The sequence below is a fragment of the Chryseobacterium sp. Leaf394 genome (assembly GCF_001424105.1).
Lineage (GTDB): Bacteria > Bacteroidota > Bacteroidia > Flavobacteriales > Weeksellaceae > Chryseobacterium.
The window spans coordinates 1,245,354-1,267,103 of record NZ_LMQH01000011.1 but is presented as its reverse complement, the minus strand read 5'-3'; the positions used below and the strand labels follow the sequence as shown (position 1 = coordinate 1,267,103).

Below are 21,750 nucleotides of genomic sequence, written 5' to 3'. Positions count from 1 at the left end.
CCGTAAATTAAGTGCCTTTTTTGGTTACGAACTGAGAATCATTGTGAAACTTCAGATTATTTAACAATAATTCGGTTAAATACTTAAACAAATATTTTGATAAGTTCTAAAAAGGATTATTTTTGCATTAATTATATAATGAATTGAAGAAAGTTTTATTTTTCCCTCTCGTGCTCGCAGGTTTTGTTTCGTTTGCACAAAACGGAACGAATGTGTATCCTTTCTTAAACATACCTGTATCTGCCAGACAGGCAGCTTTGGGTGGCGATGCGATCTCTGTCAGAGATCAGGATGTGTCGTTTGCAATTGCCAATCCTTCCTTATTAAATAGGGATTCAGATATGCAGCTTGCCCTGAATGCAACTGCTTATCTCGCAGATTCAAAATACGGAACCATCGCTTTTGCAAAAGATATGGATAACGGTCATTTTCTTACAGCCAACGCAAGATATATGAGTTACGGAAATATCCCCAGAACCGATGAAAGTGGTTTTGAAATGGGAGAATTTTCTGCTTCAGATGTCGCCGTGGGTGCCGGATATGCCTATCAGTTTGAAGAAAACTGGACGATTGGAGGAGGTTTAAACTTTATTACTTCAAAAATTGATACCTACACTTCTTCTGCTCTTGCAGGAAACGCCGGAATCACTTATCATCACAAGAAAAACAAGGAGACTGCGTCTTTGGTTTTCAGGAATTTCGGATATCAGTTTAAATCATTCAACGGAACCAGAGAAGATCTGCCGTTCAGAATTGATCTTGGATATACGAGAATTATTCCAAATTTCCCTTTAGCAGTAACTATTACAGCACACGATCTACAGCAGTTTGATATTTCTTCTGAATTGAACGCCAACGGACAGGAAGTAAATATCGGAAGAAAAATCGCAGATCACTTTTCTTTGGGAGCCGAACTTTTTCCTGAAAAAAGTTTCAACATCCGTTTAGGATATAATGTAAGAAGAGGAAGCGAACTTGCAGTTGTGGATCAGAGAAATTTTTCGGGTCTTTCTGGAGGTTTTGGGATTAAACTATCCAGATTCCGTTTAGATTATGCTCACATCAGATATCATAACGCTTCCAATGTAAATCAATTGGGTATTTCTGTGGATCTTACAAGCCGCCGTGGTGAGTAATTAAGATCAAAAACTCCATAAAATCTGAGATTTTATCTTACGCAATATTGATTTTGTAAGAAAATTTCTTGAAATTTGCCTTTATGAAAAAACCGGTAATCGCCATCGACGGATTTTCCTCTACGGGGAAAAGTTCTATTTCAAAGATTATTGCGCAGCGTCTTGAGCTTGTACATTTAGATACAGGCGCACTTTACCGTGGTGTTACTTGGTTTGCACTTCAGAACTGTTGCAGAGCAGACGGAACAGTTGATATCGGGGAGCTGTTTAAAAACTTTGATCATATTCATCTTGAATTTAGAAATATCGGAAACGAACTGGTTCTTTTTCTTAACGAAATCAATATTACAAAAGAAATCAGAAGCAATGAAGTGTCTGATAATGTCAGCAATGTAGCAAAACAGGCTGAAGTAAGGGAATTCCTTCTGGGATATCAGAGAAAACTTGCTGAAAAAGGCGGTGTCATCATGGATGGCAGAGATATTGGAACTGTAGTTTTGCCGGACGCAGATTTTAAATTTTTCCTGACAGCGAGTATTGAAGAACGTACAAAAAGAAGATATCAGGAACTTTTAGGTCTTGGCATTGCGGCTGATGAGAAGCAGGTGGCAGACAATCTGGCAGAAAGAGACCGTATTGACAGTGAAAGAGAAGTCGCACCACTCAGACAGGCGGAAGATGCCATCGTCATTGATAATACTGATATGACCAAAAAAGAAACGATAGAAACGATATTGAATCATGTGAAGAACTTTTAACAGTTTTTATCATTCATTTGGTTCGATTGGTATATTAATTGCAAACTTAAAAAACATTAAACCGAATATATTAACCATTAAAAAAAACAAAAAATGTCTAAAAAAGGAAATACAGCAGGAATTTTAGCAGGATTATTAGCAGGTGCCGCAGCTGGCGTAGTTTTAGGAATGCTTTACGCTCCTGAGGAAGGTAAAGAGACAAGAAAAAAAATTAAAACAAAAGCTAGCGATCTGAAAGATCAGGCTAAAAATAAATACGGAGAAGTTTCTGACAAAGTAAAAGAGCAGTACGACAATATCTCAACTACTTTTAAAGATACTGCAAATAATGTAGCACATACCGTAAAAGACGGTTATGACAAGTACAAAGACCAAATCGTATCCAAAACTTCAGATGTTGTAAAGGATGTGGAAAACGGTCTTAATGATTTGAAATAATTTATTTTCACAACAATATAGTTGAAGGAACTTTGAATTAAAGTTCCTTTTTTTGTAACTTTAAAAACAAAAATAATGGTAGAAACTCTAAAAGAATATGCAACGAAAAGGCTAGATCTTATCAAGATACAGGCTACCGAAAAAACCTCCATCTCAGCGGGAATCATCGCTTATCTTATCATATTTCTTATTGCGTTTGCCTTTTTTATCATCTTATTCAATTTTGGATTGGCTTATTTAATCGGCAAAGCCCTGGATAACACCGCTTATGGTTTTCTGATTGTTGCAGCATTCTACGTTGTACTGATGATCATTGTTGCTGTTCTGAAGAAAAAAATAGTCAATATTATCGCTGATAAAGTGGTGCAATTTATAAATCATTAATATTATGAGTGTAAATTTTAACAGTCTTGAAGAACTTAAGAGAAAGAAAAAACTTCTGCAGGCAGAAGTAGATGATCTTGAAGCACTCCTCACTTTTAAGAATGCTAAGGAGAGCTTAAGTGCCTTCACAAACGGCTTTACTGATCAGTATCTGAAAGAAAAAACAGATGATGACGGTGAAGAAAAAACAGTACTCAGAAAAGATGTTATTGCAAAGCAGGTAACTTCCGAGGTTAAAAATATGATCTTCAGCAAAAATGCTGCGATTGGACTGGCCAACTCCGCATTTAAAGGTGACGCGCTGGAAGGTTTGATAAAACTGGGTACCACTGCATTGGTTGCCAATTATGCCAAGAAAAATCTTAAAAGCAGCAACTGGAAGAAAAAAGCAATAGGTGTTGCGATGATTTATCTTGCCCCGGTAGCTTTGAAATTTTTAAGAAATAAGCTTGAAGCATATCAGAAATCAAAAAGTGTTTCCAGTATGGAACAGCTTATATGAGTTTTAGTGTTAGAGAGTCGGAGTGTTTAGATTATCAAGAGCCCTCCTACTCTCTAATTCTATAAAAAAACTTCTCAATGAGCAACTCTACTGCTCTACAACCGTAACACCCTCAAACTTTACAGAACAAACCTACTACTCTCAAACTCTATCACCCTCCAACCCTAAAAAGCTGTCCTAAAATAATTCCCGCAGCCATTGAAACATTAAGGCTTTCTGTAGACTGTGATTTCCCAAATCTTGGAATAGAAATACTTTCAGTCAAAAATTTTTCAGTTTCGGAACGCATTCCGTTGCCCTCATTACCTAAAATTAAATTGATTCTTTCAGGCTTTTTAAAACTGTAAATATTTTCGCCTGTCATATCCGTTCCAATATTATGATTCCTGGTTTCCGATAAATATTCAGGAAGATTTTTATATACAATATTCACTCTTGTAAATGAGCCCATCGTAGCCTGAATTACTTTAGGATTATAAAAATCTACAGTATCTTCACTACAGACAATCTGCTCGATTCCGAACCAGTCTGCCAAACGGATTATCGTTCCCAGATTTCCGGGATCCTGAATTCCATCCAAAACAATCTGAAAATCTTTTTCCTCAAAATCTTTTTTATCATCCAGAAAACATACCGCAACAGAATCTTTTGGATTTTGAAGGAAACTTATTTTCTTCAGTTCACTTTCGGAAATTGGTATGCCTGAAATATCTTTTAAAACCAATCTTTCCGGATCGGTGGAAAATATTTCTTTAATTTTATAGTTAGATTGAGGAAGTTCGGAAATGATTTTGTTGCCTTCAACCAAAAACAAATTGTATTTTTGCCTGAACTTCTTTTTATCAAGAGACTGTAAAATTTTTATTGTATGAGCTGTAAGCATTATAAGAAATCTCCTCAAAAGTATTATAAAATTCTTTCATTTGCAACATTTATTATTCTACTTTATGCCTGCAGTACGACCAAAAAAGTGCCAGATGGAGAGTATCTTCTTACCAGCAATACTTTCGAATTTGAAGACGGCAAACAGCCTTTTGATGATGAACTGAAGGATTACGTTCAGCAAAAACCAAATAAAAAACAGCTCTTATTTGTTCCACTGAGTCTTTGGTTTTACAACGCCGCCAATCCGAAATACGATACGGTTTTAAATGAATACATGACCTATCCCAGCGAAATGAGAAATCAGAAGTTGAGAGATTCACTGTTCATAAAATACAATATGCAGAGCAGTGTCGGGAAAAGTCTTTTCATGGACAGGCTTTATCACAACTGGGGAAGCCCTCCCGTAATTTTTGACGAAACAAGAACCGAAAAAAGCGCAGAATCAATCGAAAAAAGACTGACCTACAGAGGTTTTTGGGATGGAGAAGTCATTGCTTCGGACAAAAAAGATTCTGCAAATAAAAAGGCAAGTGTAAATTATACGATAAAGCACAACAGCCCTACAATCATCAAAGATTATTATTACAATATTCCGGATTTCGCAATTAAGTCACACTTTAAAGACAACATTTCTAAAACTACAATCAAAAAAGGTGATATTCTTGATCAGACCAATCTTGAAAAAGAGGTGACGAGGATCAACGAAATCATGCGGAGCCGCGGATATTACAGATTCAACAGTGCAAATAATGAAGTTTATTTTGTAGCAGATTCCCTGAAGAGCAGAAAAGAAGTTCCGTTGACCCTTGAAATTCATAAAGACTCAGTAAATACTCCATACAAAGTGGCAACCATTGGTAATATCGATGTTGCAGTAGTGGATGATATTTCAGATTATTACGAAAAAAGAACAACACAGGACAGCCTCAGAAGAATACGTTTCCATAAAATGGATAACCGGTACAAAAATCAGGCTTTGTGGCGCGCGGTCATTGAAGATAACAAATCTGTTTATGATCAGAAAAAACTTAACCTGACCAAACGTAACTTTTTAGCGATGAACAACTTCAGCGTTTTAAAATCTGAAGTTGATTACAGAAAAGATGACGGCGGAAAAATAAGTGACAGCATTATTGATGTGTTATATATTCTGAAACCTTTAGATAAATTTGAACTGAAACTGGGAACGGATATCAATTATTCCCAACTATTGAATTTAGGAATTTCTCCGTCTGTAGATCTCACTACGAGAAACATTTTTGGCGGTGCAGAAAACCTTACAACAAGTCTTTCAGGAACTTTCGGAAGAATTGTGAATCCGAGAGATATCAGTAAGAGAATTGGTGCCTACGAAATTTCAGCTCAGGCATCGCTTCAGTTTCCACGACTGCTTTTACCGTTTTCTTATTACAAATTGATTCCTAAGCGGTACACTCCTACTTCATCCATTGTTTTGGGAGCTTCAGTACAGAATAACATTGGTTTGGGAAGAGTCAATTTTAATACAGGTCTAAATTATTTTGCCAATGTAAACGATCAGGTTTCTCACAGACTGTCACTTTTTAACACGCAGTTCAGTTTAACCAAAAATAAAGACAGCTACTACGATTTTTTCGTGGGTGACGATAATATCAGACGGGCTGCGTTTACAGATTACTTTGCCTACAATCCACAATTGGAACAGCAGTTTAACGCTGGACTGCTTACAAGAGATCAGGTTTCAATGATGATTCTGCAGGACGAAGGGTACGTAAATACACTCAATCAGGAACAGGCAGACCGACTTCTGTCTTTTTCAGGGACTTTGGTAAACAAAGACAGACAGACGCAGGATGTTATTATTTCATCGATGATTTACAACTTTGTTTATAATGAAATTGGTAAAAAAGATTATCCAAATGCTTTCTATTTTAACGGAAAAGTAGAACTGGCAGGAAATATTCCCAGTATTTTTAATCAGAAAAGAGATGAAGGAGGCGTTGTAACAAGTCCGCAGAAGACGATTTTCGGAATTCCTTATGCGCAATTTGTAAAATTTGATTTCGATGTAAGAAAATACTTTAAAGTCAATGGAAATCAGACCTTAGCTCTCAGACAGTTTGTAGGTGTCGGTATTCCATACGGAAACTCTTCATCTATGCCCTTTATACGTTCATATTTCAATGGAGGATCGAACGATATCAGAGCCTGGGTTGCCTTCGGTGGTTTAGGTCCTGGAGATTCGCAAATTGATGAGCGTGTACGTACTTATCTGATGGGAAATGTAAAACTGACAACAAATATTGAATACCGTCTGCCTTTCAATGACATGTACGAAGGAGCGATATTTACAGACATCGGTAACATTTGGAATCTTGAAGACAGCGGTTTTGATGATCAGTTTAAATTCAACAAATTCATCCGCCAGATGGGTGTAGGAAGTGGATTGGGATTGAGAGTGAATATTGCTTACATCACTTTGAGATTAGACCTTGCCTATAAAATGTACGACCCCAATAAACCGGATGCAGAACGATGGAGATTAAAATACTTCCAGCCTCTGAAACCGACGATGAACATCGCATTCGGATATCCGTTTTAAATTTAATCAGGCGAAATCCCCAGTATAAAATAAGCAACAGCAGCCACTCTTGCGAGGCTTTCTCTTGATTGATTTCTGTAGAAACTTTCAGGTTTTGATACATCCTGAGCATCAAATCCTAAAGCATTCATCGAATTGTTTCTGGCAAAAAAAAGTGCCCGTAAATTATGAAATCCCTGAGAAACGATGATGACGTTTTTCTTTTTGTAAGTGTTTTTACAGCGCAGAATGCTTTTATAAGTATTAAAACCTTTCGGATCTTCAACGATGATATGTTCTGGAACTCCTTCCTGATAAATCAGATAATTTTTCATCGCTGCAGGCTCATCGTAACCCTGACTTTTTTCGCCGCTTACGATGATGGTTTTTATTTTCCCATGATGATAAAGCAAAGCCGCAGCATCCATTCTTTTGGTAAAGTACGGATTTGAAATTCCTGATCTCATTCTTGGCGACGTTCCCAAAACCAAAGCCACTTCACGGGGAGGAATTTTTGAAATCTTGGTGTACGTTCTGCCGTTGGTCAACCCAAAAACCCACGCATTGCACAAAGCCATCAGAAGAATAATGAGTTCTGATGAGAGAAAAATAAATTTGAATATGTTTTTAATGATTCTCAATTGAAATCAAAATTAAGCTTTATTTTTTTAGTTTTGGCAATTGACATGCAGGCTAAAATTTTCCCCTGAGCTTCTTCTTTTTCTGTTAAATATTCATTCTCCAACAGCTCAACTTCTCCTTCTTCCAGAAAACACTCACAGCTTCCACAAATTCCTGACTTGCAGGAGTATGGCACCGGAAATTTCTGAATTAAAAGCTGCTGCAGAATTTTTTCTCTGTTATCGTGAAGTTCAGTCTGAAAATTTTTCCCAAGCATTGTGTATTCAACTTCAATATTTTCTATTAAAGGAAATTCTTTTTCTACCGGATAAATATCTTCATTAAACTCTTCAAAAAGTTCAAAATGAATATTATTCTTTGGAATTCCGTGGTGATAGCAGGCGTTTGCAAGACTTTTTATCATTTCACCTTTTCCACAAATCAAAACTTCGTCCACTGCATCCCAAATCGTAGATTCTTCATCAGTATCATCTAAATGCAAAATCTGATTTATAATTAAATTTAATTTTTTCTCATCAATTCTTCCCGAAAAAAAAGAATTAGAAGTGTTTTCCTGCGAGAAAAAATAATAGATCTGAAGTCTGTCACCATAAAAACGGGCAAGCTGATCCAGTTCTTCACGGTAAGCAAGATTTTCGAAATTTTTATTTCCGTAAAAAAGAAAAAGACGCGTCCTCGGTTCCTGATGAAGGATATTTTTGAAATGGCTCAGAATCGGAGTAATACCAATTCCCGCCGCAAAGCCTACAATCGTTCTGAACTCGCTCGGCTTTGAAACCAGAGTAAACCTTCCTGCAGGTTTGCTGACGTACATCAAATCACCTTCACTGTATTGATTGTGAATCAGTGAAGCGGCACTTTTATCTGAATTAATTTTAAGTCCCAGAGTAATTTTATTTTCAAAAGGAGCCGCAGTTATTGAATAATCATTAATATATTCTGCACCGTCTTTCTCAGTCAGTACCGTAACATACTGACCGGCATCAAATGAAAAAAGTCCGGCCAGATCAGTAGGAATCTCAAATTCCAGAGAGAAAGTATTTTTGGTCAGGTCTTGCTTTTTAGCTATTTTTAACGGGTGAAATTCCGTGAGTTTGCCTTTGTAAATTTGCTGTTTCATAAGTTCATTCCAAAAATAAATAAAAAAATATGAAGACAATCATTTTGTCAGCATTTGTTTTGGTCGCTTTATCTGCCTGTAAAAAGGAGACCACAAATACCGAAAATAATTCTGAAACTGAAGACTCCATTTCTCAGGTCGTTGAAAAACCTGCAGCAAAGCCTTTACCAGAGGTCAGTCCTGCAAAAACTGGAGATTTTTTGGCGAAGAAAAATGACACGCTTTACGTTACCAACTTTTTTGCAACCTGGTGCGGGCCATGTGTGCAGGAAATTCCACATTTTAAAAAGAAAATTGAAGAATTCAAAGGTCAGCCTGTGAAGATCACTTTTGTAAGCCTTGATCAGAAAGAAGTTTGGAATTCAAAAGTTCCGGCATTTACTCAGGAACATGGCATTGAAAATCACACAGTTTTGTTGGATGGTCAGCTTTTAGATCAAAACTTTTTCTCTTCGAATTTTAAAGAATGGACTGGAAGTGCAATTCCTTTTACTTTCATGAGAAAAGGAGACAAAACCGTCGAAACTTTAGGAAATATCAGTGAGCAGCAGCTTAACGAAAAAATTGCCAGTCTTTTAAAATAAATTTCAGAGAGTCAATTTAAAAATGTCAAAAAAATTCAAAATCCTGTGTTTTATATTAATTGTAGCAATCATTTTCATTTCTATAATTAATTTGAATACGGGATTTTTAAATCTCAGTTTTAATGATTTTTTTAGTGATACATCAAACAACCAGATTGCTGAAATTCGTATAAACCGCGTTTTGGCGATGCTTCTGGCAGGAATTTCAATTCCAACTTCGGGATTTCTGATGCAGGAATATTTTCAGAATCCTCTTGCCGGACCTGATATTTTGGGCATCACTTCCGTCGCAAGTTTATCTGTGGCGTTCTATATTTTTTTTTCAGACAGTATTTTGCTGCCTGAATTTTTACAGAACAGTTTTTTGAGCATCTCTGCAATTATTGGAAGTTTACTTCTGATGCTTATTTTGTTGTCAATGTCCAGTAAATTTCAGGATAAATCATATTTGATTATTTTTGGATTTCTGGTTTCTGCTTTCGCCGGAGCTATTGTTTCACTGCTACAGTTTTACGCCGAAAATCAAAGTCTAAAAAACTACATTTTATGGTCATTTGGTGCCAATAATATGGTTTCCCGAAATCAAATAACTGTATTGTCAATTTTAGTTGGAACTGGATTATTTTTCTGTTTTAAAACGATAAAACCATTAATCGGAAATTCCCTCGGGACATCATATGCGCAGAGCTTCGGTGTAAATCTAAATCATCTGAAATTGCTAATCATTGCTACTTCTTCCCTGCTGTCGGCTTCTGTAACGGCTTTTTTGGGACCTATTTTATTTATTGGAATCATTGTTCCACACTTCTGCCGTTTAATTTACAATCCCGCTAAACTATGGCAACAATGGATTCTGAATATGTTTTTGGGAATGCTTATCATGCTGATATTTTCAATTGCTGCAGAAAAAACGCAGATTCCATTAAATGTGATCAGTTCTGTTTTTGGAATTCCTGTCATTTTGATGATGCTTTTGAGGCAGAATAAAGTTTGAAAGTGAATTGTGAATGGATCAATAATGAATTTTTTAAATTTCCTGCAGATTTTACAAATGACGCATATGTTTGAATATTTTTTAATTTAATATCTGAAAAACACGTACACTTTGTCTTTCCGTACAACCCTAAACCAATTTAACGGAGGGATTTTCATTATGACAAAATAATAAGCAGATGAATACCAGAATAATATATAAGAAATTAATTATTGCTAATATAATTTTGTTCGCATTTAGCGTGGCATTTCTGGAATATTCAAAGCTGTTCAGAATGAGCACAGACAAGCATTGGATTTACTCCTTCGGTCATAATTGGTGGTTTATGATTGGAATACCTGCAGCATTTTTTGGATCATTAATTTTAGGGATTTTAAGTTTAGTAGATATTGAAGAACATAAATTTTTATACTTTACTTTTAGTCTTGTCCCTCTTATTTTATTTGTTATTTTTATTTCTGTTTAACCATGCACCTACAAATCAACCAAGCCAATATCGGCTACGACAAAACCCTCATTTCAAATGCCAACGCATCCCTGAAACTGGGCGACGTCTGCCTGCTGATCGGAAATAATGGTGTGGGGAAAACGACGTTAATAAAATCCATTCTCCATCAGAATCCTTTGTTGGGCGGAGAAATTTTAATTGACAATAAAAACGTAAAAGATTTATCTGTAAAAGAAATTGCTGAAAAAATTGCCATTGTTTTTTCTAAAGCAGTAATTCCACAAAATTATACTGTTGAAGACTTGATCTCACTGGGTAAATACATACACTATCCGTATTATTTCGAACTGAATCAAAATGACAGAAAAGAGGTTTCAGATATTATCCATGAACTGGATTTAATACAGTATAAAAATACACCTCTCAAAAATCTGTCAGACGGAAATCTTCAGAAAGCATTTATTGGCAGAGCTCTGACGCAGAATTCTCCAATAATTATTTTAGATGAACCCACCACACATTTAGACGAAAAAAATAAAATTATCATTCTCAAAACGCTGAGAAAACTCGCTAAGAAACAAAATAAATTAATTCTGTTCTCCTCTCACGACTGGCGCCTGGCAAAGGAATTTGCAGATAAAATCTGGTATATAAAAGATCAGAACCTGTACTCCGGGATTGTGGAAGATGTTCTTCTTCAGCACGAAGAATTAACCAATGCCTCACTTTTCAACATCAACAAAAATTTTGTTGCGCCACTAATTAATTCTCCGGAAATTCAGAAGGAAATGCTGTTCTCACTACTGCAGAAAAATTTCCAGAAAGATCTTTCTCAGATCAAATTTACATTTCACGACAACTTTTGGATTGTCTCACACTCAAATTCTACACACAAATGTGAATCTTTTGCAGAAATCTTAAAAATCATTCAAAACATTCATTAACAGACCAATATCATTATGGATTTTACATACTATGCATGCATAGTATTATGCTTTTCATACAATTTAACGTTCTAAATACCAGAATGTTAACAAATTTTAACGTTATAAAGTGTTATGCATGCATAATATTTATTAAATTTGAATTACACCATAACACATAAAAAAGTATGGATCAGAACAACAAAGAAAAAACCGAAAACATCGATCTCATTCTGAAGCAAACATGGATTTCAGTACAGAAAATGTATTCAGATCTTGCTCAGGAATACGATTCCACTGCTGTACAAGCTCTTACACTTTTGAAGATCGATCCCAAGGAAGGAACCAGAAGCACCAATTTAGGTCCTAAAATGGCCATCGAGCCCACTTCTCTGACGCGAATTATTAAACTTTTGGAAGACAATGGTTACATTTACAAAGAAAAAACCACACAGGATAAGCGTGAAGTGATCATAAAACTCACAGATAAAGGACTGAACTCAAGAAATTTGTCAAAAGAAGTCGTAGTCAACTTCAATAAGAGAGTCATGGAAAAAATAGATCCTGAAAAACTGGAAGTTTTTAAAGAAGTCATGACCGAGATTATGAAAATATCTAATGACCTGAATAATAAGAAATAGTTTTAAAGATATAGACTATTATTCGCATAGCCATTGAGATTGTAGGAGCTAGTTGTTTTTTATGGCGACTTCTGACTGCTCTGGATAGCGATTTTTAAAATTATTTTTTGGGCAGCTTTGAACTCCGTTCGTAAACTTAGACAAAGCATTTGCTTTTTCTCGTTTATGCGCTCCGTTCCCGCTTTTTTGCAAATTTCCCATTGCGTTTACCGGCCCTGAAATTTGTAAAAAGAGCTCCACTCAGGTCTGGCTGCGACAGATTCGCTATTAGAAAGAGGCAGGGAAAAAGTAAAAAGAATCAGGCTATTAATCAACTCATTAATTAATCAAAATAATAAAATCTACATATGAAAAGACGAATCAAACACGTTACGGTTTTAGGTTCCGGAATTATGGGAAGCGGTATCGCTGCGCACTTTGCCAATATTGGCGTGCAGGTTTCACTGCTTGATATTGTTCCGTTTGAATTAAATGAAACCGAACAGAAAAAAGGTTTGACGAAAGACGACAAAGCTGTTCGAAACAGAATTGCTTCCGAAAACTTTGAAAAACTGAAAAAAGCAAGTCCGGCACTCCTCTATTCTCCGAAATTTGCGGAGAGAATTAAAGTCGGAAATTTTGATGATGACTTACAGAAAATTAAAGATACCGACTGGATTATTGAGGTTGTAGTTGAAAAGCTCGATATCAAAAAATCGGTTTATGAAAAAATCGAGCAGTTCAGAAAACCAGGCACTTTGGTTTCATCCAATACTTCCGGAATTCCTATCAACATGTTGGTGGAAGGACGAAGCGATGATTTCAAAAAGTATTTTGCAGGAACTCACTTTTTCAATCCGGTAAGATATTTACCATTATTAGAAGTAATTCCAACGAAAGATACAGATCCTGAAATTGCAAAATTCTATATGGAATATGGTGCGAAATTCTTGGGAAAAACGACAGTTTTAGCAAAAGATACTCCTGCATTTATCGCCAACCGAATCGGTGTTTTCTCAATGATGGATTTGCTGCACAATGTTCAGAAATTAGGTTTGAATGTTTCTGATGTTGATAAATTAACCGGTCCGGTTATCGGCCGCCCGAAATCTGCAACCTTCAGAACTGCTGATGTTGTTGGTCTGGATACTTTAGTTATGGTTGCGAATGGTGTCCGTCAAAGCGGCGCTGAAGCCAATGATTTCAACAATGTTTTTGCCCTTCCTGAGTACATTCAGAAAATGGTAGATAACAAATGGCTGGGTTCAAAAACCGAGCAAGGCTTCTACAAAAAAGTGAAAGGTGCCGATGGAAAATCTGAAATTCACGGATTAAATCTTGATACTTTAGAATACGAACTTCAGGGCAAATCATCTTTCTCAACTTTAGAATTAACGAAAAACATTGATAAACCGATTGACAGATTTAAAGTATTAATCGGTGGAAAAGACAAAGCCGGAGAGCTTTACAGAAAGTCTTTAGGTGCCTTGTTCGCGTACGTTTCTCACAAAGTTCCTGAAATTTCAGACGAAGTTTATAAAATCGACGATGCAATGAGAGCTGGTTTCGGTTGGGAAAATGGTCCTTTCGAAATCTGGGATGCAGTTGGCGTTGAAAAAGGAATTGAACTGGCACAAGAAGCCGGTTACGAAGTTTCGGATTGGGTGAAAAATGTGGAATCATTCTACAAAATAAACGAGGATGGACAAAGCATTTTCTTCGATAAAAACTCAGGAAACTACAATAATATTCCGGGTCAGGAATCATTTATTATTTTAGATAATATCAGAAAAAATAAGACGCTTTGGAGCAATTCAGGTTCTTCCATTGAAGATTTGGGTGACGGAATTATCAACTTTGAAATCCGCTCTAAAATGAATTCTTTAGGTGGTGAAGTTCTGGATGGATTAAACCGGGCCATCGATTTAGCTGAAAAAGAATACGACGGATTGGTGATCGGAAACCAGGGAACGAATTTCTCTGTCGGAGCCAATTTAGCGATGATTTTAATGATGGCCATCGAGCAGGATTGGGATGATTTGAATATGGCAATTGCGTATTTCCAGAAATCAATGATGAGAGTTCGTTATTCTTCAATTCCTGTCGTAGTCGCTCCTCACGGAATGACTTTAGGCGGTGGATGTGAAATGACGATGCACGCAGACCGTGTTGTTGCAGCCGCAGAAACTTACATCGGATTGGTGGAAACCGGAGTTGGCGTAATTCCTGGTGGTGGCGGAACGAAGGAATTTGCTTTGAGAACTTCCCGAGAATTCCACAGCGATGATGTGAAAAACAACCGTCTCCGTGAAGCTTTCATGAATATTGCGATGGGAAAAGTAGCCACTTCAGCTTACGAAGCTTACGATATGGGAATTCTTGAAAAAGGAAAAGACATCGTAGTTGTTGACAAAAGAACGCAGATCATGACCGCAAAAATGATGGCGAAAAGCTTGGCAGAACACGGCTACACACAACCGATCGAACAAACTGTAAAAGTTCTTGGAAAAGATGCTTTAGGAATGTTCTATGTCGGGACTGATCAGATGTTGACCGGTAATTTCATCTCCGAACACGACAAGAAAATCGCAGATAAATTAGCCAACGTGTTAGTAGGTGGAAATCTTTCCGAACCAACAGTTGTGACCGAACAGTATTTATTGAATCTTGAAAGAGAAACTTTCCTACAGCTATGTGGGGAGAGAAAAACTTTGGAGAGAATTCAGTTTATGTTGCAGAAAGGAAAGCCGTTGAGAAATTAGACTTGAGACTGAAAGACTTCAGACTTGAGACTTTTCAACTTGAGAATTAAGAACAAAATATAAATCCAAATTAAATCCATCTAAAATGCATAACATTAAAAAATTAAAAATCTGGAATGATTCAATCGATTTGTGTGTAGATGTTTATCAAGCTTTAGCAAATATGCCAAACGATGAGAGATATGGACTTTCATCACAGATCAAAAGGTCAGCAGTTTCCATTCCTTCCAACATTGCAGAAGGTGCGGGAAGAGATACAAATCCCCAATTTTCTCATTTTTTAAATATTGCATACGGGTCTTCTTACGAACTTCAAACACAATTAATAATTTCTGAAAGGTTAAATTTTATTTCATCTGAAGTAAATGAATCTTTGTTGAATAAATTAAATGAAGTTCAAAAAATGGTTTACGTTTTTAAAGAAAATATTAATAAATAATTTAAACGGCAAGAGTCTCAAATCTCTTGTCTAAAAATCTATAATCTACAATGAAACAAGCATATATAATCAAGGGATTTCGTACAGCGGTCGGAAAAGCGCCAAAAGGTTCGCTCCGATTCACGCGTCCCGACGTAATGGCAGCAACAGTTATCGAGAAACTCATGGCAGCCGTTCCGCAATTAGATAAAGACAGAATCGATGATTTAATCGTTGGAAACGCAATGCCGGAAGCTGAACAGGGCTTAAATGTGGCTCGTTTAATTTCATTAATGGGATTAAACACCGACAAAGTTCCGGGAGTTACCGTGAACAGATATTGCGCATCTGGAAGTGAGGCAATTGCAATCGCTTCGGCGAAGATTCAGGCTGGAATGGCAGATTGCATCATTGCAGGCGGTACAGAATCTATGTCTTATATTCCGATGGGTGGATACAAACCTGTTCCTGAAACGGAGATCGCTAAGTCAAACCCTGATTATTATTGGGGAATGGGATATACTGCGGAAGAAGTTGCAAAACAATTCAATATTACCCGTGAAGAGCAGGATCAGTTTGCTTTTGAATCGCATCAAAAAGCTCTGAAAGCAAATCAGGAAGGTCGTTTTGCAAATCAAATAGCATCCATCCCTGTAGAATATAATTTTTTGGATGAAAATCAGAAAATGCAGACCAAGAAATTCGATTTTTCAGTAGATGAAGGTCCGAGATTAGACACTTCTTTGGAAGGTTTGGCTAAATTGAAACCAGTGTTCGCCAACGGCGGAAGCGTTACTGCAGGAAACTCTTCGCAAATGAGTGATGGAGCAGCTTTCGTTATCGTAATGTCTGAAGAAATGGTCAAAGAATTAGGATTGGAGCCTGAAGCAAGATTAGTTGCTTATGCAGCAGCAGGTTTGGAACCGAGAATTATGGGAATGGGTCCTGTTTATGCGATTCCAAAAGCGTTGAAACAGGCTGGTTTGGAATTAAAAGATATTGAATTAATTGAATTGAATGAAGCTTTTGCTTCTCAATCTGTTGCGATTAAAAAGGAATTGAACTTAAATCCAGATATTTTAAACGTTAATGGTGGCGCAATCGCTCTAGGACATCCGCTTGGCTGTACGGGAACTAAATTGACGGTTCAACTTCTCGACGAAATGAGAAAACGAGGAAATAAGTACGGAATGGTTTCGATGTGCGTGGGAACTGGACAAGGTGCAGCTTCAATTTTTGAACTTTTGTAAAATATTTAAACCTTCAAGGTTTCGATTTGAAGCGGTAGAAGTTGCAGCCCGACTTGAACGGAGCTCTTTTTGTGAGGAGGGACGACGAGCAAAAAAGCGGGAGTGGAAGGCGGATTAAGCTGCCCAAATAAAAATTAAAAAAAAATAAATAATATGTCAAATTTAAAAGGCGGAGAATTTCTAATTAAAGAAATTCCTGCAAACGAGATTTTTAGTCTCGAAGAACTTTCAGAGGAGCAAAAAATGCTCCGTGATTCTGCGAAAGAATTTATCGACAGAGAAGTGATTCCTCATCATGAGCGTTTTGAGAAAAAAGATTATGCTTTGACGGAAGAAACAATGCGTAAACTTGGTGAAATGGGACTTTTAGGAATTACAGTTCCCGAAGAATATGGCGGTATGGGAATGGGATTCGTAAGCACGATGCTGGCTTGTGACTATGTTTCGGGAGGAAATGGATCATTGGCAACAGCTTACGGAGCTCACACAGGAATCGGAACACTTCCTACCCTACTTTACGGAAGTGAAGAATTAAAAAAGAAATATCTTCCGGATTTGGCAACCGGAACAAAATTCGGAGCTTACTGTCTGACTGAGCCGGATGCAGGTTCTGATGCCAATTCGGGAAAAACAAGAGCGAAACTGTCTGAAGACGGAAAACATTACATCATCAACGGACAGAAAATGTGGATTTCAAATGCCGGTTTTGCAGATACTTTCACTTTATTCGCCAAAATCGATGACGACAAAAATATTACAGGTTTTGTCATCAACCGTTCTGAACTTGAAAACCCTGAAAGTTTGTCTTTTGGTGAGGAAGAGCATAAACTAGGAATCCGTTCATCATCTACACGTCAGGTTTTCTTTAATGATATGAAAGTTCCTGTAGAAAATATGTTGGGTGAGAGAAACAACGGTTTTAAAATCGCTTTGAATGCATTAAATGTAGGCAGAATTAAACTCGCTGCCGCCAACCTTGACGGACAGAGAAGAATTTTAAATCACTCTATTCAATATTCAAACGAGAGAAAACAGTTTGGTGTTTCGATTTCAACTTTCGGAGCCATCAGAAAGAAAATTGCTGAAATGGCGACTGGCGTGTTCGTAAGCGAAGCAGGTTCTTACCGTTTGGCAAAAAATGTTGAAGATAAAATTGCAGAATTAGTTGCAGGCGGAATGGATCATCAGCAGGCTGAACTGAAAGGTGTTGAGGAATTCGCAGTCGAAGCATCTATTCTTAAAGTTTATGTTTCAGATTTAACCCAAAACACTGCTGACGAAGGAATTCAGATCTATGGAGGAATGGGCTTCTCAGAAGACACTCCGATGGAAGCTGCATGGAGAGACGCAAGAATAGGCAGAATCTACGAAGGGACCAACGAGATCAACAGACTTTTGGCTGTCGGAATGTTAATCAAGAGAGCGATGAAAGGAGAATTAGACCTTCTGTCTCCCGCAATGGCGATTTCTAAAGAATTGATGGGAATTCCAAGCTTTGAGGTTCCGGATTATTCTGAACTAATGAGTGAGGAAAAAGCGATTATTGCCAATCTGAAGAAAGTTTTCTTAATGGTTTCCGGAGCTGCACTTCAGAAATTCATGATGGATATTGAGAAACAGCAACATTTACTGTTGAATGCTTCAGAAATTTTAAATCAAATCTACATGGCAGAATCTACAGTATTGAGAGCAGAAAAACATTTTTTAGCCGACTCTGTAGAAGTTGCAATGGCTCAGTTGAATCTTTACAAAGCCGTAGAAAAAATAATCGTTGCTGCCAAGGAAGGTATTATTTCTTTCGCAGAAGGCGACGAACAGAGAATGATGCTTTCTGGTTTGAGAAGATTTACGAAATATACCAATAACCCGAATGTGGTGGCGTTGACTGAGAAGGTTGCGGCGCATTATATCGGGAAAGGGCATTATTAATTTCACTCTTAAATACAAAACCTTTAAGGTTTGATAAATAATTTAAAAATCCCGAAATATAATTCGGGATTTTTACTTTTATTTGGGCGCCTATTTCCGCCCTCCATTCCCGCTTTTTTGTTCGTCATTCTTCCTCGCAAAAAGAGCTCCACTCAGGTCGGGGCGCAATCGGATGTTATTTAGAAATTTGTACGATTTAAGAAAATGACTATTTTTCAAGTACAAAACCAAAACCTATAAAACTATATTATTCTTCGGCGCAATCGCAGGCGGCAGATTTTCCTCATCCAGCATATCCCGCATATCAATCTCAATTGTACGGCTGATTTGTGTAATCGGAACATCATTGGCACTGCCCTCAAAAGGATTCATCGAGCTCTCGCCTACCGTATCCAAAGTGACAAAAACCCACATCAGGATCATTGAAAAAGGAACATTAAGCCACACAGAATAACATTCCAGTATGGTTCCCTCGCCCAATTTTGCAAATTCGTTGAGTAAGCCAAACGGAACTGAAATTACAAACAGAAAAAGAAGATAGGTAGTAATCGAACTGAAATTTCGCGGGTATGGGAAATTTTTAATCCTCTCCGCTTTTCCCTGATGATCTGTGAACTTCGACAGCGACTGTTGCAGGAAAGTCCATTGGAAATCATTCAGTTTGCCGTCTTTATAAAGTTTCGCTATTTCTTGCGACTGTAATGCTGAAATCTGGGTCGCACGGTTTTTCTTTTTTAGTACATAACCGTATTCGTCATCTGACAATAATGGTTTCAAATCATTCTCAATGGTCGTCACTCTTTCCGGAATTTCGTAAAATGACAGATATTCTACATTCGATTTCTGGGTCATATTTTCCCATGTTCTGGGCTCTCTGAGCTGAAACCTCAATGCCGTAAGCCATGCAAAATGACGGTAAAAAATGGTTTTTATTTCCGTATCATTTCCCTGTAAAGCATCTCTCAAAGTATATCCGAAAGCCCTGCTGTCATTAATAATCGCACCATAAATCTGTCTTGCTTCCCAAAGTCTGCCGTAGCTTGCATTGTTTTTGAATCCGACAATAAAAGCTACCGCCGTTCCTAAAATTGCGACAGGCTGCCACGGAAGCGACAGATATTCAGCTCCCAAATAGTAAAATAATGTTGGAATAAATGCCAGAACAAAAACTTTGTAAATGGTTCTGCGCGTCCAGAGAATGAATTCTTTCGGTGTAAATTTTCTTCCTGCGTTCATGTTTTATAATTGAAAAATGATAATTGATGATTAATAATTGATAATTGATTAAATTTTCTGTTTAAATTAAACTTATTTTCTCCTGATTTAAACACTTTAACGATTTCAGCGTCACATTTTTAATACTATAAATCTAATTTCAGACAGTGTCAGGCTGAGCTTGTCGAAGCCTTTTACGTTTCAATAATTGATGATTGATAATTGATAATTGATAATAAATTATATTTTCTGTTTAAATTAAACTTATTTTTTAATTTAACAACGCTTCAACGATTTCAGCGTGACATTTTTAATACTACAAATTTAATTTCAGACAGTGTCAGGCTGAGCTTGTCGAAGCCTTTTTACGTTTTGATGATTGATAATAGATAATTGATGATTGATGATTGATAATTAAAAAAAAATTTGTTAAATCTAAGATTATAAATCACTCATCATTAATCAATTATCATTTATACCTAATGTTCAGTTCCTGTCACTTTCAGGTCATTCAAATCCAGTTGAAGTTCGGCTTTTCTGATTTCAGAATCTTCAAACTCCTTGTATTTTCTCATTTTAAAAAGTTCCTTTCTCTGCAGTGCATGAATTTCTAAAAGCAAGTGATGGTACTCCTCCACTTCCTCTTTTTTTGTATCCCTGCATTCTACGGAATCAAAACTTTTCTGGTTGTTTGATATTTCATTCTGAAGACTGTTTTTGTAGAATTCTATCAGTTCATTTTCAGAAATTTCCTGCGGATATTTTTCGCTGATATAATTCAGACCCAATACATCCAGACGAATCTGAATTCTTTTTCGCTGTTGGTCTTCAGGAATTGTACTGTCGATTTCGCCAATGTTGATCCATTTAATAATCAGCGGAAGCGTAAGTCCCTGAAAAACCAAAGTAATAAATATCACCACAAAAGTGATAAAAATAATCATATTCCGCTCCGGGAACAGAGTTCCGCTTTCATCCAGATAAATCGGAATTGATAATGCCGTTGCCAAAGAAACCACGCCGCGCATTCCTGCATAACTTGTTATCAGCGGACCTTTCCATCCCGGACTGGGTTCGTTTTCTCTGATGCTTTTAAATAAAAATCTCGGAATATGTGCAATGGGATACACCCACAAAAATCTCAGAACAATAACAATTAAGCTGATGAGAATTCCATATTTTAAACCCTGAAAAACAAGATGTTTACCTAAACCCTGTACGATTTCAGGAAGTTCAAGACCTATTAAAATAAAGACCAAAGCATTCATCACAAAAATCATCGTTGTCCAGACGCCGAGCATGTTCAGTCTTGTACTTCCCGTTTTGAAAATCTCGTGAGAGCGCCAGGAAATAAACAAACCACCCGTCACAACTGCCATGACACCTGAAAAGTGAAACTGTTCTGCCGCAAGAAATAAAATATAAGGAGTCATCACCGTCAAAGCCGCATCAATAGCCGGAGTGGTGGGTAGAAAACGATGAATTGCATACATAATATTTCCGCCAACAATTCCGACAATCACACCCATTCCTGCAACCAGAAAAAACTGTCCGGTAGCTTCCTGCATTGAAAAAGTTCCCGTAAGTACCGCCGCCAAAGCAAATCTGAAAACAATCAGGGACGCAGCATCATTCACTAAACTTTCACCTTCCAGAATCGTCAGTAATCTTTTCGGAATTTTAAGACCTTTCATTACCGTTGCAGCGGCAACTGCGTCGGGTGGCGATACGATTCCGCCTAATAAAAATCCCAGAGCCAAAGTAAATCCCGGGATCATCGATGATGAAATGTAGGCCACGATAAGCGATGTAAAAAACACTAAGCCAAATGCTAAAAGGCTGATAGGTCTTTTCCATTTCCAGAAGTCTTTCCATGATGTATACCATGCAGCTTCGTACAAAAGTGGTGGCAGAAAAAGAAGAAAAATAATATCGGGATCAAGTTTCAAAACCGGAATTCCAGGAATGAAACTAATTCCCAAACCGGCAATTACTAAAAAAATGGGATAAGCAATTTTTATCTTTTTTGCCAGTAAAACGAGCATCATCACAGCAAAAAGAAGAAAAAGAATGAGGAGTAAATTGTGGTGCATAGTTTTTTGAAAGTTTTAATTCATTTTGTGTAAAAACCAACCCTCTCAACACTTCGAATGCTGAAAGGGCTTAATTGTAATTGAACCGC

Annotated in this window: 20 protein-coding genes; 15 read left to right on the top strand and 5 right to left on the bottom strand. The window is 37.0% G+C overall.

The window, feature by feature from the left end; all coding sequences use genetic code 11:
• Positions 1 to 143 precede the first annotated feature (143 nt).
• From porQ to ASG21_RS10245, 5 genes are all read left to right on the top strand, one after another.
• The gene (gene porQ / locus ASG21_RS10265; protein ID WP_056079250.1) at positions 144 to 1,136 is read left to right on the top strand and encodes a type IX secretion system protein PorQ; all 993 of its coding nucleotides are present in this window, start codon (positions 144 to 146) and stop codon (positions 1,134 to 1,136) included.
• A gap of 83 nt (positions 1,137 to 1,219) precedes the next feature.
• On the top strand, positions 1,220 to 1,894 hold the full coding sequence (gene cmk / locus ASG21_RS10260; RefSeq protein WP_056079248.1) for a (d)CMP kinase: 675 nt from the start codon (positions 1,220 to 1,222) through the stop codon (positions 1,892 to 1,894).
• A gap of 93 nt (positions 1,895 to 1,987) precedes the next feature.
• Positions 1,988 to 2,332: a YtxH domain-containing protein gene (locus ASG21_RS10255; RefSeq protein ID WP_056079244.1), complete on the top strand. Its 345-nt coding sequence runs from the start codon at positions 1,988 to 1,990 to the stop codon at positions 2,330 to 2,332.
• Positions 2,333 to 2,407: 75 nt separating this feature from the next.
• Entirely contained in the window at positions 2,408 to 2,716 is a 309-nt protein-coding gene (locus ASG21_RS10250) for a phage holin family protein (RefSeq protein WP_056079240.1), read from the top strand.
• Between the two features lie 4 nt (positions 2,717 to 2,720).
• Positions 2,721 to 3,218 (top strand): hypothetical protein, encoded by a 498-nt coding sequence (locus tag ASG21_RS10245; protein ID WP_056079237.1) that lies wholly within the window; start codon positions 2,721 to 2,723, stop codon positions 3,216 to 3,218.
• A 151-nt stretch (positions 3,219 to 3,369) separates the two neighbouring features.
• Here ASG21_RS10245 and ASG21_RS10240 read toward each other — a convergent pair whose 3' ends face one another.
• Positions 3,370 to 4,101: an RNA methyltransferase gene (locus tag ASG21_RS10240; protein WP_056079235.1), complete on the bottom strand. Its 732-nt coding sequence runs from the start codon at positions 4,099 to 4,101 to the stop codon at positions 3,370 to 3,372.
• Here ASG21_RS10240 and ASG21_RS10235 point away from each other — a divergent pair.
• Positions 4,087 to 6,684, top strand: a complete 2,598-nt coding sequence (locus ASG21_RS10235; protein ID WP_056079232.1) for a BamA/TamA family outer membrane protein — start codon at positions 4,087 to 4,089, stop codon at positions 6,682 to 6,684. The two genes, ASG21_RS10240 and ASG21_RS10235, sit on opposite strands and share 15 nt — an antisense overlap.
• Before the next feature lie 2 nt (positions 6,685 to 6,686).
• Here the strand turns inward: ASG21_RS10235 and ASG21_RS10230 are convergent, their stop codons facing one another.
• Positions 6,687 to 7,304 (bottom strand): ElyC/SanA/YdcF family protein, encoded by a 618-nt coding sequence (locus ASG21_RS10230; protein ID WP_056079229.1) that lies wholly within the window; start codon positions 7,302 to 7,304, stop codon positions 6,687 to 6,689.
• Positions 7,301 to 8,425, bottom strand: a complete 1,125-nt coding sequence (locus tag ASG21_RS10225; RefSeq protein WP_056079226.1) for a 2Fe-2S iron-sulfur cluster-binding protein — start codon at positions 8,423 to 8,425, stop codon at positions 7,301 to 7,303. The genes ASG21_RS10230 and ASG21_RS10225 overlap by 4 nt, the downstream gene beginning before the upstream one ends.
• A gap of 29 nt (positions 8,426 to 8,454) precedes the next feature.
• On the opposite strand from ASG21_RS10225, the gene ASG21_RS10220 reads away from it, so the two are divergent.
• The 9 genes from ASG21_RS10220 (at position 8,455) to ASG21_RS10180 (ending at position 18,353) form a co-directional block, all read left to right on the top strand.
• Positions 8,455 to 9,009, top strand: a complete 555-nt coding sequence (locus tag ASG21_RS10220) for a redoxin domain-containing protein (protein WP_056079224.1) — start codon at positions 8,455 to 8,457, stop codon at positions 9,007 to 9,009.
• A 22-nt stretch (positions 9,010 to 9,031) separates the two neighbouring features.
• Positions 9,032 to 10,003, top strand: a complete 972-nt coding sequence (locus tag ASG21_RS10215; RefSeq protein ID WP_056079221.1) for an iron ABC transporter permease — start codon at positions 9,032 to 9,034, stop codon at positions 10,001 to 10,003.
• A gap of 178 nt (positions 10,004 to 10,181) precedes the next feature.
• Positions 10,182 to 10,469 carry a hypothetical protein gene (locus tag ASG21_RS10210; RefSeq protein ID WP_056079219.1) on the top strand — a complete coding sequence of 96 codons (288 nt, stop codon included), beginning with the start codon at positions 10,182 to 10,184 and terminating at the stop codon, positions 10,467 to 10,469.
• A 2-nt stretch (positions 10,470 to 10,471) separates the two neighbouring features.
• Entirely contained in the window at positions 10,472 to 11,395 is a 924-nt protein-coding gene (locus ASG21_RS10205) for an ABC transporter ATP-binding protein (RefSeq protein ID WP_056079216.1), read from the top strand.
• 167 nt (positions 11,396 to 11,562) lie between these two features.
• Positions 11,563 to 12,015, top strand: coding sequence for a MarR family transcriptional regulator (locus ASG21_RS10200; protein ID WP_056079213.1), 453 nt, complete (start codon positions 11,563 to 11,565; stop codon positions 12,013 to 12,015).
• Between the two features lie 347 nt (positions 12,016 to 12,362).
• Positions 12,363 to 14,756 (top strand): 3-hydroxyacyl-CoA dehydrogenase/enoyl-CoA hydratase family protein, encoded by a 2,394-nt coding sequence (locus ASG21_RS10195; protein ID WP_056079211.1) that lies wholly within the window; start codon positions 12,363 to 12,365, stop codon positions 14,754 to 14,756.
• An 85-nt stretch (positions 14,757 to 14,841) separates the two neighbouring features.
• The gene (locus tag ASG21_RS10190; protein WP_056079208.1) at positions 14,842 to 15,195 is read left to right on the top strand and encodes a four helix bundle protein; all 354 of its coding nucleotides are present in this window, start codon (positions 14,842 to 14,844) and stop codon (positions 15,193 to 15,195) included.
• A gap of 50 nt (positions 15,196 to 15,245) precedes the next feature.
• Positions 15,246 to 16,424, top strand: coding sequence for an acetyl-CoA C-acyltransferase (locus ASG21_RS10185; RefSeq protein WP_056079205.1), 1,179 nt, complete (start codon positions 15,246 to 15,248; stop codon positions 16,422 to 16,424).
• Between the two features lie 153 nt (positions 16,425 to 16,577).
• Complete coding sequence (locus ASG21_RS10180) at positions 16,578 to 18,353, top strand: acyl-CoA dehydrogenase family protein (protein ID WP_056079202.1); 1,776 nt, start codon at positions 16,578 to 16,580, stop codon at positions 18,351 to 18,353.
• 234 nt (positions 18,354 to 18,587) lie between these two features.
• Here ASG21_RS10180 and ASG21_RS10175 read toward each other — a convergent pair whose 3' ends face one another.
• Entirely contained in the window at positions 18,588 to 19,589 is a 1,002-nt protein-coding gene (locus ASG21_RS10175) for a bestrophin family ion channel (protein WP_056079200.1), read from the bottom strand.
• A 458-nt stretch (positions 19,590 to 20,047) separates the two neighbouring features.
• A complete protein-coding gene (locus tag ASG21_RS10170; protein WP_056079196.1) occupies positions 20,048 to 21,661 on the bottom strand; it encodes a Na+/H+ antiporter in 1,614 nt (537 codons plus the stop codon).
• Positions 21,662 to 21,750 lie beyond the last annotated feature (89 nt).

Coding starts and splice junctions, on each gene's coding strand:
- cmk (WP_056079248.1), top strand. CDS start 1,220: ATGAAAAAACCGGTAATCGCCATCGACGGATTTTCCTCTACGGGGAAA.
- ASG21_RS10255 (WP_056079244.1), top strand. CDS start 1,988: ATGTCTAAAAAAGGAAATACAGCAGGAATTTTAGCAGGATTATTAGCA.
- ASG21_RS10250 (WP_056079240.1), top strand. CDS start 2,408: ATGGTAGAAACTCTAAAAGAATATGCAACGAAAAGGCTAGATCTTATC.
- ASG21_RS10245 (WP_056079237.1), top strand. CDS start 2,721: ATGAGTGTAAATTTTAACAGTCTTGAAGAACTTAAGAGAAAGAAAAAA.
- ASG21_RS10235 (WP_056079232.1), top strand. CDS start 4,087: ATGAGCTGTAAGCATTATAAGAAATCTCCTCAAAAGTATTATAAAATT.
- ASG21_RS10240 (WP_056079235.1), bottom strand. CDS start 4,101: ATGCTTACAGCTCATACAATAAAAATTTTACAGTCTCTTGATAAAAAG.
- ASG21_RS10225 (WP_056079226.1), bottom strand. CDS start 8,425: ATGAAACAGCAAATTTACAAAGGCAAACTCACGGAATTTCACCCGTTA.
- ASG21_RS10220 (WP_056079224.1), top strand. CDS start 8,455: ATGAAGACAATCATTTTGTCAGCATTTGTTTTGGTCGCTTTATCTGCC.
- ASG21_RS10215 (WP_056079221.1), top strand. CDS start 9,032: ATGTCAAAAAAATTCAAAATCCTGTGTTTTATATTAATTGTAGCAATC.
- ASG21_RS10210 (WP_056079219.1), top strand. CDS start 10,182: ATGAATACCAGAATAATATATAAGAAATTAATTATTGCTAATATAATT.
- ASG21_RS10205 (WP_056079216.1), top strand. CDS start 10,472: ATGCACCTACAAATCAACCAAGCCAATATCGGCTACGACAAAACCCTC.
- ASG21_RS10200 (WP_056079213.1), top strand. CDS start 11,563: ATGGATCAGAACAACAAAGAAAAAACCGAAAACATCGATCTCATTCTG.
- ASG21_RS10195 (WP_056079211.1), top strand. CDS start 12,363: ATGAAAAGACGAATCAAACACGTTACGGTTTTAGGTTCCGGAATTATG.
- ASG21_RS10190 (WP_056079208.1), top strand. CDS start 14,842: ATGCATAACATTAAAAAATTAAAAATCTGGAATGATTCAATCGATTTG.
- ASG21_RS10185 (WP_056079205.1), top strand. CDS start 15,246: ATGAAACAAGCATATATAATCAAGGGATTTCGTACAGCGGTCGGAAAA.
- ASG21_RS10180 (WP_056079202.1), top strand. CDS start 16,578: ATGTCAAATTTAAAAGGCGGAGAATTTCTAATTAAAGAAATTCCTGCA.
- ASG21_RS10175 (WP_056079200.1), bottom strand. CDS start 19,589: ATGAACGCAGGAAGAAAATTTACACCGAAAGAATTCATTCTCTGGACG.
- ASG21_RS10170 (WP_056079196.1), bottom strand. CDS start 21,661: ATGCACCACAATTTACTCCTCATTCTTTTTCTTCTTTTTGCTGTGATG.